15 protein-coding genes are annotated in these 14,957 nt (G+C 73.1%); 9 read left to right on the plus strand and 6 right to left on the minus strand.

Features of this window, described 5'->3' with window-relative positions:
* The first annotated feature begins 48 nt into the window (after positions 1 to 48).
* Both ABZY20_RS14315 and otsB read left to right on the plus strand, forming a co-directional pair.
* A complete protein-coding gene (locus tag ABZY20_RS14315) occupies positions 49 to 1,437 on the plus strand; it encodes a trehalose-6-phosphate synthase (protein WP_356441409.1) in 1,389 nt (462 codons plus the stop codon).
* A gap of 7 nt (positions 1,438 to 1,444) precedes the next feature.
* Complete coding sequence (gene otsB, locus ABZY20_RS14320; protein ID WP_356441412.1) at positions 1,445 to 2,278, plus strand: trehalose-phosphatase; 834 nt, start codon at positions 1,445 to 1,447, stop codon at positions 2,276 to 2,278.
* A 148-nt stretch (positions 2,279 to 2,426) separates the two neighbouring features.
* Here the strand turns inward: otsB and ABZY20_RS14325 are convergent, their stop codons facing one another.
* A complete protein-coding gene (locus ABZY20_RS14325; RefSeq protein ID WP_356441414.1) occupies positions 2,427 to 2,672 on the minus strand; it encodes a DUF3263 domain-containing protein in 246 nt (81 codons plus the stop codon).
* A gap of 35 nt (positions 2,673 to 2,707) precedes the next feature.
* Positions 2,708 to 3,961, minus strand: coding sequence for an extracellular solute-binding protein (locus ABZY20_RS14330; protein ID WP_356441416.1), 1,254 nt, complete (start codon positions 3,959 to 3,961; stop codon positions 2,708 to 2,710).
* Between the two features lie 133 nt (positions 3,962 to 4,094).
* Between ABZY20_RS14330 and ABZY20_RS14335 the strand changes: the two genes are divergently transcribed.
* The 3 genes from ABZY20_RS14335 (at position 4,095) to ABZY20_RS14345 (ending at position 7,296) form a co-directional block, all read left to right on the plus strand.
* Complete coding sequence (locus ABZY20_RS14335) at positions 4,095 to 5,036, plus strand: ROK family protein (RefSeq protein WP_356441418.1); 942 nt, start codon at positions 4,095 to 4,097, stop codon at positions 5,034 to 5,036.
* Positions 5,036 to 6,247: an N-acetylglucosamine-6-phosphate deacetylase gene (gene nagA, locus ABZY20_RS14340; RefSeq protein WP_356441420.1), complete on the plus strand. Its 1,212-nt coding sequence runs from the start codon at positions 5,036 to 5,038 to the stop codon at positions 6,245 to 6,247. Before ABZY20_RS14335 ends, nagA begins: the two co-directional genes overlap by 1 nt.
* Before the next feature lie 119 nt (positions 6,248 to 6,366).
* Positions 6,367 to 7,296, plus strand: a complete 930-nt coding sequence (locus tag ABZY20_RS14345) for a 1-phosphofructokinase family hexose kinase (RefSeq protein WP_356441422.1) — start codon at positions 6,367 to 6,369, stop codon at positions 7,294 to 7,296.
* Between the two features lie 8 nt (positions 7,297 to 7,304).
* On the opposite strand, the gene ABZY20_RS14350 is transcribed toward ABZY20_RS14345, so the two are convergent.
* Both ABZY20_RS14350 and cdgB read right to left on the minus strand, forming a co-directional pair.
* Entirely contained in the window at positions 7,305 to 8,255 is a 951-nt protein-coding gene (locus ABZY20_RS14350; protein WP_356441425.1) for a carbohydrate-binding protein, read from the minus strand.
* A gap of 118 nt (positions 8,256 to 8,373) precedes the next feature.
* Positions 8,374 to 10,032, minus strand: a complete 1,659-nt coding sequence (cdgB, locus tag ABZY20_RS14355; RefSeq protein WP_356441428.1) for a diguanylate cyclase CdgB — start codon at positions 10,030 to 10,032, stop codon at positions 8,374 to 8,376.
* Positions 10,033 to 10,374: 342 nt separating this feature from the next.
* Here cdgB and ABZY20_RS14360 point away from each other — a divergent pair, with 342 nt between their 5' ends.
* Both ABZY20_RS14360 and ABZY20_RS14365 read left to right on the plus strand, forming a co-directional pair.
* Positions 10,375 to 10,959, plus strand: coding sequence for a flavin reductase family protein (locus ABZY20_RS14360; RefSeq protein WP_356441431.1), 585 nt, complete (start codon positions 10,375 to 10,377; stop codon positions 10,957 to 10,959).
* 47 nt (positions 10,960 to 11,006) lie between these two features.
* Positions 11,007 to 11,495: a GNAT family N-acetyltransferase gene (locus tag ABZY20_RS14365; RefSeq protein WP_356441434.1), complete on the plus strand. Its 489-nt coding sequence runs from the start codon at positions 11,007 to 11,009 to the stop codon at positions 11,493 to 11,495.
* Here the strand turns inward: ABZY20_RS14365 and arfB are convergent.
* Positions 11,492 to 11,929, minus strand: a complete 438-nt coding sequence (gene arfB / locus ABZY20_RS14370; RefSeq protein WP_356441437.1) for an alternative ribosome rescue aminoacyl-tRNA hydrolase ArfB — start codon at positions 11,927 to 11,929, stop codon at positions 11,492 to 11,494. The two genes, ABZY20_RS14365 and arfB, sit on opposite strands and share 4 nt — an antisense overlap.
* Positions 11,930 to 12,075: 146 nt before the next feature.
* Between arfB and ABZY20_RS14375 the strand changes: the two genes are divergently transcribed.
* Positions 12,076 to 12,651, plus strand: a complete 576-nt coding sequence (locus tag ABZY20_RS14375; RefSeq protein WP_067120719.1) for a TerD family protein — start codon at positions 12,076 to 12,078, stop codon at positions 12,649 to 12,651.
* An 84-nt stretch (positions 12,652 to 12,735) separates the two neighbouring features.
* Here the strand turns inward: ABZY20_RS14375 and ABZY20_RS14380 are convergent, their stop codons facing one another.
* Positions 12,736 to 14,184: a M1 family metallopeptidase gene (locus tag ABZY20_RS14380; protein WP_356441441.1), complete on the minus strand. Its 1,449-nt coding sequence runs from the start codon at positions 14,182 to 14,184 to the stop codon at positions 12,736 to 12,738.
* Here ABZY20_RS14380 and ABZY20_RS14385 point away from each other — a divergent pair.
* Positions 14,174 to 14,674 (plus strand): hypothetical protein, encoded by a 501-nt coding sequence (locus ABZY20_RS14385; protein ID WP_356441443.1) that lies wholly within the window; start codon positions 14,174 to 14,176, stop codon positions 14,672 to 14,674. The genes ABZY20_RS14380 and ABZY20_RS14385 overlap by 11 nt on opposite strands.
* The last annotated feature ends 283 nt before the right edge of the window (positions 14,675 to 14,957 follow it).

Here is a 14,957-nt window from a genome sequence, read left to right on the forward strand (position 1 = left end):
GCAGGTCCGTACGTTTGAGCGTTTACAGGCCGGGCTAGGTTGAGGGCTATGGCTTCGACGTACGGTGCTGCACGGGTGCTGGTGGCCTCCAACCGGGGTCCGGTCTCCTACACGGTCGGTGAGGACGGTTCGCTGGACGCCAAGCGGGGCGGCGGCGGGCTGGTCTCGGGGCTGTCCGCGATCGGCTCGGACGCGGACGCGCTGTGGGTCTGCTCGGCGCTGTCCGAGGGCGACCGGGAGGCGGTGAGGCGGGGCGTCGGCGAGGACGGCGTGCGGATGCTGGACATCCCGGCCGACGTGCACGCCGACGCCTACAACGGCATCGCGAACTCGGTGCTGTGGTTCGTCCACCACATGCTGTACCAGACGCCCCTGGAGCCGGTCTTCGACGCGGAGTTCCGGCGCCAGTGGGCGTCCTACGAGCGGTACAACCGGGCGTTCGCCGAGGCGCTGGCCGAGGAGGCGGCGCAGGGCGCGGCGGTCGTGGTGCAGGACTACCACCTGACGCTGGTGCCGGGCATGCTCCGCGAGCTGCGCCCTGACCTGCACATCGGTCATTTCTCGCACACGCCCTGGGCGCCGCCCGAGTACTTCCGGATGCTGCCGGACGACGTGGCCGGGCAGGTGCTGCGCGGCATGCTCGGCGCGGACCGGCTGGGCTTCCTCACGCAGCGCTGGGCGGACGCGTTCACGGAGTGCGCCGAGCGGTTCGCGGGCGGGCTGGGCGGCACGCGGATCGGCGTGCACGGGCTGGGCGCCGACGCGGACTTCCTGCGCCGGCGGGCGCACGAGAGCGACGTCGAGGAGCGGATGGCCGCGCTCCGGGAGGAGATCGGCGAGGGCCGGCGCACCATCGTCCGGGTCGACCGCACGGAGCTGTCGAAGAACATCGTGCGCGGACTGCTGGCCTACCGGCGGCTGCTGGAGACCCACGCCGAGTGGCGCGAGCACGTGGTGCACGTCGCCTTCGCCTACCCCTCGCGGCAGGACCTCGCGGTGTACCGGGACTACACCGCGGAGGTGCAGCGGCTCGCGGACGAGATCAACGCCGAGTACGGCACGCCGGGCTGGACGCCGGTCGTGCTGCACGTCAAGGACGACTTCGCCCGCTCGCTGGCCGCCTACCGGCTGGCCGACGTGGCGCTCGTCAACCCCATCCGCGACGGCATGAACCTGGTCGCCAAGGAGGTCCCGGTGGTCTCCGACGCGGGCTGCGCGCTGGTGCTGTCGCGGGAGGCCGGGGCGCACGAGGAGCTCGGCGAGGACGCGATCACGGTCAACCCGTACGACATCACGGGCACGGCGGCGGCCCTGCACGAGGCCCTGTCGATGCGCCCGGAGGAGCGCGCCGACCGCGGCAAGCGCCTGGCGGCCGCGGCGACGGCCCTGCCGCCGGCCCGGTGGTTCCTGGACCAGCTCGACGCGCTGAGGGGCTGAGCGGCGGATGAGCGACGCAGTGCAGCCGCTGCCCGTACCCGTGACGCAGGCCGGGCGGGACGGTCTCGCCGCGCTTCTCGCCCGGCCCGGCGAGGCCCTCGTCGCGCTGGACTTCGACGGGACGCTCGCGCCGATCGTGGCCGATCCGGAGCAGGCCCGGGCCCATCCGGAGGCGCTGGGCGCGCTGTCCGCGCTCGCGCCGAAGGTCGCCGCCGTCGCGGTGGTCACCGGACGGCCCGCCGAGGTCGCCGTGCGCAACGGCGGGTTCGCGGACGTCCCGGGCCTGGAGCACCTGGTCGTCCTCGGGCACTACGGCGCCGAGCGCTGGGACGCCCGCAGCGGCAAGGTCAGCGCGCCCGACCCGCACCCGGGCGTCGGGGCCGTGCGCGCCGAGCTGCCCGCGCTGCTGGAGGGGACCGGCACCTGGGTGGAGGACAAGGGCCGGGCGGTGGCCGTGCACACCCGCCGGGCCCCCGACCCGCAGGCCGCCTTCGACGCCCTGCGCGAGCCGCTCACCGCCCTGGCGGCCCGGCACGGCCTGATCGTCGAGCCCGGCCGCATGGTCCTCGAACTGCGCCCGCCCGGCGTGGACAAGGGCGTCGCCCTGACCGGCTTCGCCCGCGAGATCGGCGCCGGCTCGGTCCTCTACGGCGGCGACGACCTGGGCGACCTGCCCGCCTTCTCCGCCGTCGACGAGCTGCGCGCGCACGGCACCCCGGGCCTGCTGCTGTGCAGCGGCAGCGACGAGGTGAGCGAGCTGAGGCGGCGGGCGGACGTGGTGGTGGACGGCCCGGAGGGCGTGGTGCGGTTCCTGCGGGACCTGGCGGACCGGCTGGGCTAGCGGTTCCGGGGCCGGGTCTCCGGGGGTTCCGGGAACGGCGGGCGCAGACACCCAGGGGCGCGGGACGAGGTCGGCATGCGGCTTCGCCGCGGGGCGCGGGCGACCACGACGCACCCGCGCCCACGCCCCCGGGCACCCCCGGCGGCGCTCAGCGTTCCGCCCGGCGCCGCTCCCGTATCCGCCGCAGGCGGTTCACCGTCACCGGGTCGTGGGCCAGGGCCCGGGCGTCGTCCAGCAGGGCGTTCAGCAGCTGGTAGTAGCGCACGGGGGCCAGGCCCAGCTCCTCGCGTATCGCCCGTTCCTTCGCGCCCGGCCCGGGGAAGCCGCGGCGCTCGAGCGCCAGGATGTCCCGCTCCCGCCGCCCGAGGCCTTCCCCGCCGCCCTGCTCGTCCATGTCCGGCACCGTAACGCCTGGCACCGACAGCGCGGCTACTCGGCGCTCTCCGCCCGGGCCGCCGCCGTCTGGAGGTGGCCCAGCACGCCCGAGGGGCTGCCGCCGGGGGCGACGGCCTTGCCGATCTGCTGCTTGATCCGGGCACTGACGTCGGCCCAGGAGGTCTTGCCGACCGGGTACAGCTCGGAGGACAGCAGCTCCTCCAGGAACGGCCGCAGGGCGCGGTCCTCCTCGGAGGCGGCCATGGTCTCGGACGCGGAGGTGGTGACCGGCAGCAGGTCGTACCGGCGGGAGAAGGCCAGCGCGTTCTTCTCGCTGTAGACGAAGTCGAGGAAGTCGCCGATCTGGTCGCGGTGGCCGTGCTCGCGGAAGGCCATCATCCAGTCGGCGACACCGAGCGTGGAGCGGCTGGCGCCGTCCTTGCCCGGCGTCGGCACCATCCCGAACTTCACGCCCTTCCTGGCGGCCGCCTTCATCAGCGAGGGGTGTCCGTTGAGCATGCCGACCTGCCCGGCGGCGAACGCGGCGAACGCGTCGGCCCGGTTGAGCTCGCCCGGCGCGACCGGCCCGGTCAGGTCCTTGCCGACCAGCTCGTCCTTCAGCCAGGCGAAGGTGCCGACGTTCTCGGGGGAGTCGATGCCGTAGCTGTCGACGCTGTCGGTGTAGCCGCCTCCGCCGCTGAGCATCCACTGCAGGGTCTCGGCCTGCGCCTCCTCCGGGCCGAGGGGCAGCGCGTAGGGGTACTTCACGCCCTCGGCCTTGAGCGCCGCGGCGTTCTCGGCGAGGTCGTCCCAGGTCTCGGGCGGGGTGATGCCGGCCTCGGCGAACAGGGCCTTGTTGTAGAAGAGCACGCGCGTGGAGGAGGCGAACGGCATCCCGTACTGCACGCCCTTGACCTGCCCCGCGGAGGCCAGCTGCCCGACGAAGTCGGCCTGCACGGGTATGGAGAGCAGCTCGTCCGCCTTGTAGAGCAGGCCGCGGTCCGCGTAGTCGGCGTACGCGCCGATCTGCGCCATGTCCGGCGGGTCACCGGCGGCGACCATCTCCTTGACCTTGCGGTCGACGTCGTTCCAGGAGTGGACGCTGACGTCGATCCTCACGTCCGGGTGCTCGGCCTCGTACTCCGCGACGAGCTCGTCCCAGTACTCCCGCGAGCTGTCGGCCGCGCTGTCGCCGTAGTCGGCGGCGACCAGTTTCAGGGTCACGTCGGCGGAGCCGCCCGTGACGCCGCAGCCGCCGAGGACCGCCGTCATGCCCAGTGCGGACACCGCCGCGATCGTTCCTGCCATCCGCCGCCGCTGCACCGCTGCTCTTCCCCACCCTGGCGTCGCCGCCGCCGAAACGTTTCCGATAGTCGGAATAAGGTCTACACCACGTGAGTGGACTAGACCTCTTGTGGGTCCCCGGGTCACACTGTCCCCCGTGAGACATGTCATCGCCCTCGACGTGGGCGGCACCGGGATGAAGGCCGCCCTGGCCGGGCCGCGGGGCGAGGTCCTGCACCGGGCCCGCCGGGCCACCGGCCGCGAGCGGGGCCCGGAGGCCGTGGTCGCGGGCATCCTCGACTTCGCCGCCGAGCTGCGCGCGTACGGCGCCGAGCACTTCGGCACGCCCGCGTCCGCCGCCGGCGTGGCCGTGCCGGGCATCGTCGACGAGGCGGAGGGCGTCGCCGCCTACGCGGCGAACCTCGGCTGGCGCGACGTCCCCCTGCGCGACCTGCTGGCCGGGAGGCTGGGTGTCCCGGTCTCCCTCGGCCACGACGTGCGCACCGGCGGACTCGCCGAGGGCCGTCTGGGCGCGGGCCGGGGCGCGGACCGGTTCCTGTTCGTGGCGCTGGGCACCGGCATCGCGGGCGCCATCGGGGTCGAGGGCCGCGTGGAGGCGGGCGCGCACGGCTTCGCGGGCGAGATCGGCCACGTCGTCGTACGCCCCGGCGGGACGTCGTGCCCGTGCGGGCAGCGCGGCTGCCTGGAGCGCTTCGCCTCGGCGGCGGCCGTGAGCGAGGCCTGGGCGGCGGCCTCCGGCACCCCGGGCGCCGACGCGGCGGACTGCGCGAAAGCGGTGGACGCCGGCGACCCCCGGGCGCTCGCGGTCTGGCAGCAGGCCGTGGACGCCCTGGCCGACGGCCTGGTGACGGCCCTGACCCTGCTGGACCCGCGCGTCCTGATCATCGGCGGCGGGCTGGCGGAGGCAGGCGAGACCCTGTTCACGCCCCTGCGGGAAGCCGTCAGCCGCCGCGTCACCTTCCAGAAACAGCCGCCGATCGTCCCCGCGGCGCTGGGGGACGCGGCCGGATGTCTGGGCGCCGGACTACTGGCCTGGGATCTTCTGTCATCGACCGACCGCATGGAGGTAACGCCCTGATGGGAGCCGACTCAGGGGCGCGGGGAACCGCGCGACCAGCCCCGACGCACCCGCACCCCGCAACGGCAGGACGCCCCACGGTCCTCACCGGCGGGACGGTGGTCTTCCCCACGGAAACCGTCGAAGGCGGCCGATTGACCATCGACGGCCCCCGCATCGGCCGCACAGCCGTGGAGAACGCCCGGTTCGTCGACGTCACCGGCCACTACGTGGTCCCCGGCTTCGTCGACCTGCACAACCACGGCGGCGGCGGCGCCTCCTTCACCTCCGGCTCGGTCGAGGACATCCTCAAGGGCATCCACACCCACCGCCTGCACGGCACGACCACCCTGGTCGCCTCCACCGTCACCGGCGACATGGACTTCCTCGCCCGGCGCGCGGGACTGCTGAGCGAACTCGCCGAGCAGGGCGAGATCGCCGGCATCCACTTCGAGGGCCCGTTCATCTCCCCCTGCCGCAAGGGCGCGCACTCCGAGGAACTGCTGCGCGACCCGGACCCGGCGGAGGTCCGCAAGCTGATCGACGCGGCGCGGGGCCGGGCGAAGATGCTGACGCTGGCCACCGAACGGCCCGGCGGCGTCGACTCCGTACGCCTCCTCGCCGACCACGGTGTGATCGCGGCGATCGGCCACACGGACGCGACGTACGAGCAGACCGTCGAGGCGATCGACGCGGGCGCGACCGTCGCCACCCACCTCTTCAACGCGATGCCGCCGCTCGGGCACCGCTCCCCCGGCCCGATCGCGGCGCTGCTGGAGGACGACCGGATCACCGTCGAGCTGATCAACGACGGCACGCACCTGCACCCGGCCGCGCTGCAGCTGGCGTTCCACCGCGCCGGGGCGGACCGGGTCGCGTTCATCACCGACGCGATGGACGCGGCCGGCTTCGGCGACGGCCGCTACTGGCTGGGCCCGCTGGAGGTGGAGGTCGCGGACGGCGTGGCCCGCCTGGTCGCGGACGGCACGATCGCCGGCTCGACCCTGACCCTGGACCGGGCGTTCAAGCGCGCGGTCACCGTCGACGGCCTCTCCGTCGAGGACGCGGTGACGGCCCTCTCGGCGACTCCGGCCCGCCTGCTCGGCATGGACGACACGATCGGCTCACTGGAGCCCGGGAAGTCCGCCGACCTGGTGCTCCTGGACTCCGCGTACGAACTCAAGGGCGTGATGCGCCGGGGTGAATGGGTGGTCGGTCCCCAACTGGGCTGATCCGTCCCGCAGTCGGGAGACGGTGGCCGGCTCCGGGACTGGGCCGACCGCCGTCTGTTTGGCATGATCGGGCTTCGGACGGTTCACGGCGGCAAGCACATCGGGGGAGGTCGGCACAGGTGATCCTCACGGTCACACTGAACACCGCTCTCGACATCACGTACCGCGTACGGTCCCTCAGGCCGCACGCCTCCCACCGCGTCTCCGAGGTGACGGAGCGTCCCGGCGGCAAGGGCGTCAACGTCGCCCGGGTCCTCGCCGCGCTCGGCCACGAGGTGACGGTGACCGGTTTCACGGGCGGGGCGACGGGCCGGGTCGTGCGAGAGCAGCTCGCGGCGGTCGCGGGGGTGGCGGACGCGCTGGTCCCCGTCTCGGGCACGACCCGCCGCACGATAGCCGTGGTCGACGACCGGACGGGCGACACGACCCAGCTGAACGAGCCGGGCCCGGTGATCACCCCGGCCGAGTGGTCGGCCTTCCAGGACGCCTACGCCGGCCTGCTGGCGTCCGCCTCGGCGGTGGCCCTGTGCGGCAGCCTGCCGCCGGGCGTGCCGGTGGGGGCGTACGCGGGCCTGGTCCGCACGGCCCGCTCCCGCGGGATACCGGTCCTCCTCGACACCAGCGGCGAGCCCCTGCGGCGCGGGGTCGCGGCCCGCCCGGACATCATCAAGCCCAACGCCGACGAACTGGCGGAACTGACCGGCTCCCACGAGCCGCTGCGCGCCACCCAGGACGCCCGCCGCCGGGGCGCGGGCGCGGTCGTGGCGTCCCTCGGCCCGGAGGGCCTCCTCGCGGTCACCCGCGACGGCCGCTGGCGGGCCACCCCGCCGCTCCCCGTCCGGGGCAACCCGACGGGCGCGGGCGACTCGGCGGTGGCGGGCCTGCTCTCCGGACTGGCCGACCACCTGCCGTGGCCGGACCGCCTGACCCGGGCGACGGCCCTGTCGGCGGCGACGGCCCAGTCTCCGGTGGCCGGGGAGTTCGACCGGGGGGTGTACGAGGAGTTGCTGCAGAGAGTGGCAGTGTCCGGGGAGGCCGACGCGGCCTGAGACCGGCCCTAGTCCTTGACCTGGCCCGCCTTCAGCCACAGCTGGTCCAGCAGGACGTTGCACTTGTCGCCGTCCTGGCAGGAGACCGTGATCGTGTTGGTGCCCTTGTTGAGGGTCGGGTAGGCGTAGGTCTTCGTCCAGCCCTTGGCGAAGTCGCCGTCCTTGGCGCCGGTGAAGTTCCCCATGTTCAGCTTGGTGCCGAACGGCTTGCCGTTGACGGTGAGGGTCATCTTCTGGTCCTCGTCCGCCGTGCTGTAACGGGCGAAGACGGTGTACGGGCCGTCCTTGGGGATGCCGTTGACGGTCCAGGTGACCGAGGCGCCGGGCTGGTTGAGGTTGCCGACGTAGATGCCGCCGTCGGACTGGGCGCCCTGCACGTCCTGGGCGAGGGTCGCACCGCCGCCGAGCCGCAGCGCCTTCGCGTCGATCGTCGGCAGCTCGACCTCGCTCTCGCCCGCCTTCGTCGTGGACGGCGTCGGCTCCGCGCTCTGGGACTGCGTCGGGGTCGTGCCCGCCTGGTCGCCGGATTCGCCCTTGTCGTCGTCACCGCCCACCATCGCCACGCCGATGCCGATGACGACCGCGGCGACCACCGCGATCGCGCCGATCAGCAGGCCCTTGGTGTTGGGGCCGCGGCCCCGCCCGCCACCGCCGCCCGCCGGCATCGCGTGCTGTGCGGTCTGCGCACCGCCCGGCAGCGTCTCCGGCGCCGCGTAGTGCGCGTTGGGCTGGCCGTACGCGCCCTGCTGCGGGACCTGCCCGTAGGGCGCCGTCTGCGCCTGCTGCGGCTGCTGCCCGTACTGGCGTGTGCCGACCGCCCGCACCCGGTTGACGGAGTTCGGGTAGCCGTAGCCACCACCGGACGGCGGCTGGGCTCCGTTGGCCTGCCCGTCGGCGTAGAGATAGCCGAACGGGTCGTCGTCCTCGGGCGTGCTCGCGCCGTTGTTGCCGGGCGTCATCCCTTGGTCTCCTCAGTCAGGTGCGGTGCGTGCGGTACGGGTCGTGAGAACGCGAGCCTACCCGCTCCCAGTGACCCGAACGGGTGACTCAGACCGCATCAACTCGCTGACCTGGGGTTCACCCCGCGCGTCTGTGTTGTTTGGGACGAGATCGTTTCTCGACGTACATCCGCTCGTCAGCGGACTTCAACACTTCGTCCGCCGTCATTCCACAATGTGCCCATCCGATGCCGAAGCTGGCGCCCACCCGGACGGCCCGCCCCTCGGCGCGGATGGGCTGGATGATCTCGCTGCGGAGGCGGACCGCGAGGTCCTGCGCGTCGGCCCGGCCGAGCCCGTCGGCGAGGATGACGAATTCGTCACCCCCGAGCCGGGCGACCGTGTCCCCGTCGCGCACGCCGTTGCTGAGCCGCCGGGCGACCTCGATGAGCACCGCGTCACCCGCGTTGTGCCCGAAGCGGTCGTTGATCGACTTGAAGCCGTCGAGGTCGCAGAAGAGCACGGCGAGGCCCTTGGTGCCGTCGTCGTGGTCGCCGTCCGGGGCGACGGTGTGCACGTGGTGGTCGTAGGCGTCGTACGGCTCGGCGCCCTGGCGGAAGTCGAAGCCGGGGCCGACCACGTCGAAGGCGGGGTGGCCGTAGGCCGCGTCGTGGGACTCGGCGACGACCGAGTGCGGCGTGGCCCGCTGGCACAGCCGCGCGGAGAGGCGGGAGCGCAGCTCGGCGGAGTTCGGCAGGCCGGTGAGCGAGTCGTGCGAGGCGCGGTGGGCGAGCTGCAGCTCGCGGCGCTTGCGCTCCTCGATGTCCTCGACGTGGGTGAGCAGGAAGCGCGGGCCGTCGGCGGCGTCCGCGACGACGCTGTTGCGCAGCGAGACCCAGACGTAGGTGCCGTCCCGGCGGCCCAGGCGCAGCTCGGCGCGGCCGCCCTCCGCCGAGGTCCGCAGCAGGGTGCCTATGTCCTCGGGGTGGACCAGGTCGGAGAAGGAGTAGCGGCGCATCGCGGAGGCGGGGCGGCCCAGCAGCCGGCACAGGGCGTCGTTGGTGCGCAGGATCCGGCCGTGCTGGTCGCCGCCCATCTCGGCGATGGCCATGCCGGACGGGGCGTACTCGAAGGCCTGCCGGAAGCTCTCCTCGCTGGCCCGCAGCGCCTGCTGCTCGCGCTCCAGGCGGACCAGGGCGCGCTGCATGTTGGCCCGCAGCCGGGCGTTGCTGATCGCGATGGCGGCCTGGAAGGCGTACATCTGGAGCGCCTCGCGGCCCCAGGCGCCGGGCCGGCGGCCGTTGCGCGGCCGGTCCACGGAGAGCACGCCGACCAGTTCGCCGCTCGTCCCGCTGCCCTGCGGTCCGGGCGCGTACATGGGCGCGAAGAGCCGGTCGGCCGGGTGCCACTCGTCCTCGAAGCGGGGGGCGGGGCCGTCGGTGTACCACTGCGGGACGTCGTCGTCGTCGAGGACCCAGCCCTCGGTGTGCGGTATGAACACCAGGTCGCCCCAGTGCTCGCCCATGCCGAGGCGGCGTTCCCAGGAGTCGCGGGAGCCGACGCGGCCCGTGATGAGCGCCTCGGCGGCGGGGTTCCCGGCGAAGGCGGCGACCACGAGGTCGCCGTCGGGGCGGACGAGGTTCACGCACGCCAGCTCGTACCCGAGAGCGGCGACGACGCCCTCCGCGACGGTCTGCAGGGTGTCCGCCAGGCTGCGGGCCGTGTTCATGTCGGCCATGACCTGGTGCAGTTGTCGCAGGGACGCAAGACGGACGTAAGGCTCCGACTCGGTCTCCATGCTCGCCCTCCCCCCGAGTACCTCGCAGCGAATCAAGGGTTCTCATCGGCGTATCGTCGTGTCAGCTTCCCCGCCACTGAATCACAGCGCGCTGCCCACTCGGTACACAGGGTCAACAATTCCTGCCCCTTGTGACTCAAGTCACAGGTAAACCTGAACAATTGAGTGGAGTTTTCTGCGTTCTCCACGTGCGCACGCCGAACGCAGACTTTGTCAGGTTGCGCACTCTCTTTCCCGGAGCGTCCGGGCGGAACCCGGGAAGAAGTCCGCCGGAAGACCTACGACCTTGATCGGGCGGGAGCCCGATGCGGGGCGTGCGGAAGGGAGATTAGCGTTCCGGGTGTGCCGAACACTCCCCCCGCCCCGTCCCCGGCCCTTTCGCCGCCCGCCTCCGGGCATGCTGAGGGGGTGAGCAACGACGAGTTCCGTGCCGCCATGTCCCGGCTGGCGTCGGGCGTGGTCCTGGTGACCGCGCAGGAGCCACCGCTCGACCCGGACGACCCCTCGGCGCCCGGCGGCGAGGACGTGGGCATGACGGCCACGGCCTTCATGTCGGTGTCCCTGGACCCGCCCCTGGCGCTGGTGAGCCTGCGGTCGGGCTCCCGCATGGACGAGCTGCTGGAGGAGCAGGAGCTGTGGGCGGTCTCGGTGCTCTCCGAGAGCCAGCGGCACATCGCCGGCCGGTTCGCCATGAAGGGCAGGGTCAGCGACCGCCTGCTCTTCGCCGACATCCCGTACACCCGCGGCGAGTACACCGACGCGCCCCTCGTGGGGGGCGCCCTGGCCGTCCTGGAGTGCCGCACCGAGCAGCGGGTGCCCGCCGGTGACCACACCCTGGTCATCGGCCGTGTCCTGACCGCCCGCGTGCCGAGCGCCGAGGGCGGGCCGCTGACGTACTTCCGGGGCCGCTACCGGCAGTTGGGCTGAGGAAAACCCGCTCGCTCGGCGGCCCGCGCGCCTCCTAGGGTGCCCGCATGACCCCGACCGGCCCCCGCCTCGAAGAGATCACCCCCGCCCATCTCGACGCCGCCCTCGCCGTCCGCGTCCGCCCCGACCAGGAGCACGCGGTCGCCCCGGTCGTGAAGTCGCTCGCCGAGGCCTACGTCCATCCCGGCATCGCCTGGCCCCGCCTGATCGTCGACGGCGACCGCCCGGTCGGCTTCCTCATGGCCTGCCTCGGCATCGACTGGTACGGGGACGGCAGCGACATCCGCTCGGGCCTGTGGCGGCTGAACATCGCCGCCGGCGAGCAGGGCAAGGGGTACGGCCGGTTCGCCGTCGAGTCCGTCGCCGCCCTGCTGCGCCGGCGCGGCACCGAGCGGTTCCACGTCACCTGGCACCCGGGCCCGAACGGCCCCGAGGGCTTCTACCTGGGGCTGGGCTTCCGCCCGGACGGGGAGAACAGCGGGGGCCAGACGGTGGGGGTGCTGGAGCTGGCCCGGGGCTTGCCGGACGGCCCCTAGCTCCAGTCCCGGGCGCTGCGTCCGCGCTTGGTCTCCGAGCGCTGCTTCTTCTCCCGCAGCCGCCGTTCGTTGATGCCGCGCGGGATGCGGGTCGGCTTGCGGGGCCTGGGCGGGGGCGCGGTGGCCTCGGCCAGGAGCGCGGCGAGGCGTACGGCGGCGGCCTCGCGGTTGCGCCACTGGGAGCGGTGCTCGGAGGACCGCACGGTGACGACGCCGTCCGCCAGGCGCCCGGCCAGCCGCTCCAGGGCCCGCCGCTTCCACACCTCCGGCAGCGCCTCGGTCCTCGCCAGGTCGAAACTCAGCTCGACCTTCGAGTCGCTGGTGTTCACGTGCTGCCCGCCGGGCCCGGAGGAACGCGAGAAACGCCACATGAGCTCGGCCTCGGGCAGAAAGACGGAGCCGCGGATGACGTGGGGACCGGACATGCCGTCCATGGTCCCGCTTCTGTCCGGTCCACGTCACCCGAATAATCGTGGGCAAAGAAAGTAAAGGACCTGGAACCTCGCGTACCCCTCTCCACGTTCATGGAGGTAGCTGTAGCTTCTTTGCCGTACGTAAACGAGGGAAGGGACTCCCAACAATGGCTGTAAGCCTGTCCAAGGGTGGCAACGTCTCGCTCACCAAGGAGGCTCCGGGCCTGACCGCCGTCACCGTGGGCCTCGGCTGGGACGTCCGCACCACCACCGGCACGGACTTCGACCTCGACGCCTCCGCGATCGCGGTGAACCCCCAGGGCAAGGTCTACTCGGACGCCCACTTCGTCTTCTTCAACAACAAGCAGACCCCGGACAACTCCATCGTCCACACGGGTGACAACCGCACGGGTGAGGGCGCCGGCGACGACGAGGCGATCAACGTCAACCTCGCCGCCCTCCCGGCCGACATCGACAAGATCGTCTTCCCGGTCTCGATCTACGACGCCGAGAACCGCTCGCAGAACTTCGGCCAGGTGCGCAACGCCTACATCCGCATCGTCAACCAGGCCGGCGGCGCCGAGATCGCCCGCTACGACCTCTCGGAGGACGCGGCGACCGAGACCGCCATGGTCTTCGGCGAGCTGTACCGCAACGGCGCCGAGTGGAAGTTCCGCGCGGTCGGCCAGGGCTACGCCTCGGGCCTCGTGGGCATCGCCCAGGACTTCGGTGTGAACGTCTGACGGACGCCCGTTCGTCCTCGTACGGAGCCCCCGGCCGCGGGTATCGGGCCGGGGGCTCCGACGTCCCCGCCGGCAGCGCGCCGCTCAGGCCCGCTCCGGCTTCCCCTTCCCGTACAGCCAGTCGTCCCAGATCCCCTGGAAGTCCTCGCCCGGCGCCTGCTTCTCGACGAACGCCGTGAAGTCGGCCGTGTCGGCGTTGCCGTACCGGTAGGTGTCCGCCCAGCCCCGCAGGATGCGCCGGAACCGCTCGTCCCCGGCGGTCTGCCGCACCTTCTGCAGCACCATCGCCCCCCGCCAGTACACCGGCGGGTCGGAGATGCGCGCGGCGCTCGGCGGTTCGGCCGGCGGGAAGTCCCAGAGGGCCTCACCGGCCTCCTCCGTGTCGAAGTAGTCACCGGAGTACAGCGCGTCGAACGTCTCCTGCGCGCTCCGCCCGCCGTGGTCCTCCTCCCACAGCCATTCCGCGTAGGTCGCGAACCCCTCGTTGAGCCACATGTCCCGCCAGCTCTCCGGGCTGACGGAGTCGCCGTACCACTGGTGGGCGAGTTCGTGGACGAGCAGTGTCAGGTCGGGCGCCCCCGGGAAGACCGGCCGGCTCTGCGTCTCCAGCGCGTAGCCCACCTCGGGCGCCCGGTCGACGATCGCGCCCGTGGAGGAGAAGGGATACGGCCCGAACCGCTGCTCCGCCCAGCGCAGCACCTCGGGGATCCGGTCGAGCACCGGCCGGCTCGCCTCCGCCTCGGCCGGGTCGACGGCCGTGTACACGGGCAGGTCGCCTGCGCGGGAGCGGCTGACGCCGAACCGGCCGATCGCCAGGGTCGCGAGATAGCTCGCCATCGGCTCGGCGCTGTGCCAGGTGGACGTCGTCCGGCCCCGCGCGGTCGTCTCGCCGCGCAGTTCCCCGTTGGAGACGGCCCGCAGCCCTTCGGGCACGGTCACCGTGAGGTCGTAGGCCGCCTTGTCGGAGGGGTGGTGGTTGCCGGGGAACCACGTCATCGACCCGGTCGGCTCGCCGAGCGCGAGCACCCCGTCCGTGGTGCGCAGCCAGCCCTCCTCGGAGCCGTCGGGGTCGGTGACGGTCTCCGGGGCGCCGGAGTAGCGGACCGTCACCCGGAACGTCTCCCCCCGGTCGAGATCGCCGGGCGGGCGGACGGTGAGTTCCTGTCCGGCGCGGTTGAAGCGGGCCGTGTCGCCGCCGACGGTGACGTCCTCGACCTCCAGGCCGCGCAGGTCGAGGTTGAACGCGGACAGGTCCTCGGTGGCCCGTGCCGTGAGGGTGGCCGTGCCGGTGAGGTGGTGGGCGTCCGGGTCGTAGGCCAGGCGCAGGCCGTAGTGGGTGACGTCGTAGCCGCCGTTGCCGGCCTTCGGGAAGTACGGGTCGCGTACGCCGGAGGCGCCCGGAGTGCCGTGGACTCCGCCGCCGCACGCGGTGAGGCCGAGGGAGCAGACGAGCAGGACGGGGACAAGGGGTACAGATCGGGCCACGCCCGCGATCCTACGGGCGCGTGACACCATCACCTGCGTGCTCGACATCGGCTACGCCCTCTCCAACCGCTTCCCCGACCCGCCGCAGACCGACTACCGCCACGCGGACGTCCGCGCGCTGCGGCACGATCTGTTCTGCGGTGACGTCTACCTGGCGGACACCAAGACCGACCACGAGGTGTCCACCGCCTGGGGATGGGTGCCGGTGCTCGACTTCGCGTGGGCGCTGTGCGACATCGTGGAGCGCATCGACCGGGACCCGGCGGGCTCGCGGGCGTCCCGGCCGCAGCGGGCGGAGCTGGACTTCACCGAGTCGACCGACCGGATGCTCTTCGAGCGCCGCTTCGGCTGGGTCGACATCGAGGCCGACTGGATGCGCGCGGAGGAGCCCCCGCTCACCGTCTCGCACGCCGAACTGCGCCGCGAGGCCCGGGACTTCCTGCACGACCTGATCGCCGACCTCACCGACCTGCACGACGACCTCGCCGAGAACCCGGCGATCTGGACCCTCCAGGCCCGCTTCCCCCGGCTCCCCTGACGGACGCCGGTGCCCGCGGCGAGGGGTCGCGGCGGGGGGCGCGGCGAGGGATCGCGGCGAGGGGTCGCGGCGGGGCGCACGTCCGCCGGGCTCTGCCGCGCCCTTCGACGGCCCTGCTCCGGACCGGCTGCGTTTTGGACCGGCTGCATTGCGGAACGGCTGCGTTCCGGACCGGCGCGCAGCGAACCGGCTGCATTCCGGACCGGCCCCGTGGCGGACCGGCTGCGGCGTTCCCCCGCGGCCTTCCGCCTGCGCGCCGAGGACGAGCCGCCCGTGACCTGCG

The sequence above is a fragment of the Streptomyces sp. NPDC006624 genome, from assembly GCF_040611555.1.
Classification (GTDB): domain Bacteria; phylum Actinomycetota; class Actinomycetes; order Streptomycetales; family Streptomycetaceae; genus Streptomyces.